The organism is Streptomyces phytophilus (genome assembly GCF_013870535.1).
GTDB lineage: Bacteria > Actinomycetota > Actinomycetes > Streptomycetales > Streptomycetaceae > Streptomyces > Streptomyces phytophilus.
Genome location: NZ_JACBXC010001419.1, coordinates 1 through 1,467, shown reverse-complemented (window position 1 = coordinate 1,467; position 1,467 = coordinate 1). Strand labels below are relative to the sequence as shown.

At 73.4% G+C, this 1,467-nt stretch carries 3 protein-coding genes; 1 reads left to right on the top strand and 2 read right to left on the bottom strand.

What is annotated here, in order from left to right; all coding sequences use genetic code 11:
* Window positions 1–380, top strand: a 380-nt coding sequence (locus tag H5J30_RS32945) for a hypothetical protein (RefSeq protein ID WP_181791356.1), incomplete at its 5' end; no start/stop codon positions are given.
* Between the two features lie 102 nt (window positions 381–482).
* Here H5J30_RS32945 and H5J30_RS32940 read toward each other — a convergent pair.
* Together H5J30_RS32940 and H5J30_RS32935 are read right to left on the bottom strand one after the other, a co-directional pair.
* Window positions 483–695 (bottom strand): hypothetical protein, encoded by a 213-nt coding sequence (locus tag H5J30_RS32940; protein ID WP_258563659.1) that lies wholly within the window; start codon window positions 693–695, stop codon window positions 483–485.
* Between the two features lie 110 nt (window positions 696–805).
* On the bottom strand, window positions 806–1,467 hold a 662-nt coding region (locus tag H5J30_RS32935), incomplete at its 5' end, for a helix-turn-helix domain-containing protein (protein WP_181791354.1).

Sequence of the window (1,467 nt, the reverse complement as noted above, 5' to 3'; positions counted from 1 at the left end):
ACCCCGAGAGCAAGCGGGCCCGGGCCGCCGGGGTCTGCGACGACGCGTACCAGGTCGGGGCCACCGGCCTCATCAAGCGGAGCGGCACGACCGTCGCCTCCGTCAAGCAGTTCTACTCGCCGTCGTGCAAGGAGAACTACGGCTACCTGTGGGTGTGGGACAGTTTCCACACCGGCGCGAAGCCGTACGACGTGACCCTCGGCGTGTTCAGCTACGACAGGGACGCCGTGGTCGGCAAGATCGGGAAGAACGACACCAAGCAGCAGGAGTTCTGGACGCAGGGCACCGACACCGCGAGCGAGTGCACGGCCGCCGTCGGCACGCTGCGCCCCGAGGGTGCACCGCTGCCCAACCAGGCCGCTTCCGAGAAGCGCTGCTGACGACCCACCGCCGTACGACCACCGCGTTCCGCGCCTGACGCAGGGGCGCTCCAGCGCAGAACCGGCACGGGCGGGGGCGGCCGCGCGCCGCCCCCGCCCGCGTCACCCGGGTTGCCGGAGGGCTAGTGCATCAGCCCCACTCGTTCTCCAGGGAGTCACGTTCCAGTCGTTCTCCTGCGGCGCGACGCCCCAGTCCAACTCCTGCGGGGAGACGTTCCAGTCGTTCTCCTCGGCCATCGCGGTGCCCGCGGACACCCCGAGGGCGGCGCCCGCGATCATCAGGCCGGCGGTCAGTCGTGCTGCTGTCCTCTTCATGGACGTACTCCTTGACGTAGTCGGTCAACGACGCGAGCAGGCTGCACGACCGGCGGCCGGGTTCCCAGCCCCTTTCGGGCGTACCCGAATGACAGGGACCTCCGCCCGGCTCACGCCGTCACGGCCGCGGGGTGACCGGCGAGGAGCGCGGTGCCCAGGGGCGTGAGGGAGTGGTGCACCCGGTTGCGCAGGCGCGTGCTGGTGATCAGCCCGGCGCGGCGCAGCACCGCCGCGTGTTCGCTCGCCGAGGAGGCCGACACCCCTGCCCGGCGGGCGAGTTCCGAGGTGGTGCACAGGCCGCCGAGGCTCTGCAGGACCGCGGCCCGGGTGTGCCCGAGGAGATGCGCGAGGCCCTCGGTCCCGACCCCCTCGGCCGCCCCGGCGCCACCGGCCGCCCCGATGCCCCGCACCGGCTGCACTGGCCGCCCCACCGGCCGCCGTGCCGGCGGCCGGGACGGGTAGACGAGGATCGGCGGCAGCGACCCGTCCGCCAGTGCGACCGGCAACTGCCGGCAGAAGTACGACGGCACGAGCACGAGCCCGCGCCCGTCGAGGTGGAGGTCGCGGTCGATCGGGTAGTCCACCGTGAGCACCGGCGGCCGCCACCGCAGCAGCGAGCCGAAGGTGTGCAGCATCGCGTCCGTACCCGCGACGCTCTGCGTCTGCGCACGCCACAGCCTGTCCTGCTCCGTACGCTCGCGGATCCACGGCCACGCCGGCCGCAGGACGGACGCGTGGTACGCGCGCAGCGCCCGCCCCAGCCGCCGCAGGC